The organism is Nonomuraea rosea (genome assembly GCF_039539705.1).
Lineage (GTDB): Bacteria > Actinomycetota > Actinomycetes > Streptosporangiales > Streptosporangiaceae > Nonomuraea > Nonomuraea rosea.
This window is the reverse complement of sequence record NZ_BAABDQ010000148.1, coordinates 1-757: the sequence shown is the minus strand read 5'-3', so window position 1 is coordinate 757 and position 757 is coordinate 1. Positions and strand designations below refer to the sequence as shown.

At 66.6% G+C, this 757-nt stretch carries 1 protein-coding gene; it reads left to right on the top strand.

The features are described from left to right. Nucleotides 1-113: 113 nt before the first annotated feature. Nucleotides 114-757: transposase (locus ABEA43_RS67830; RefSeq protein ID WP_345581610.1), on the top strand; the 644-nt coding region annotated here is incomplete at its 3' end.

Here is a 757-nt window from a genome sequence, read left to right as displayed (position 1 = left end):
TCGAGCAATGATCGAAACCTGTGGATCTGACGGGAAGGGTGTACCTTCCCGAATCATCTGATCATGGTTTCGAGATAGGCCGACGCGCCAACGTCGGTCGGGAAGGCACACCCGTGCCGCTTACCGTAGTGCCCGAGCTGCCCGCTGACGACCGCTCCCCGGCAGGCTCCTCGTTGATCGACCAGATCGTCCGCGAGGGTGCCCGCAAGATGCTCGCCGCCGCCCTGCAGGCCGAGGTGGACGCCTACATCGCCGCCTTCGCCGACGAACGTGACGAGGCCGGTCGTCGCCTGGTCGTACGCAACGGCTCCCACACCCCGCGTGAGATCCTCACTGCGGCCGGCGCGATCGACGTCAAAGCGCCGCGGGTCAACGACAAGCGCATCGATGAGGAGACGGGCGAGCGCCGGCGCTTCACCTCGGCGATCCTGCCCGCCTGGTGCCGGAAGACGCCGCAGATCAGCGAGGTGCTGCCGCTGCTGTATCTGCACGGCCTGTCCTCGGGCGACTTCGTGCCCGCCTTGGGCCGGTTCCTCGGCAGCTCGGCGGGCCTGTCGGCGTCGGTCATCACCAAGCTGACCGAGACCTGGAAGGGTGAGCAGCGCCTCTTCGCTGAGCGTGACCTGTCCCAGGTGGACTACGTCTATCTGTGGGTGGACGGCATCCACGTCAACATCCGGTTGCAGGAGCACAAGCTGTGCCTGCTCGTGATGATCGGCGTGCGGGCCGACGGTCGTAAGGAGCTCGTCGCGCTGAG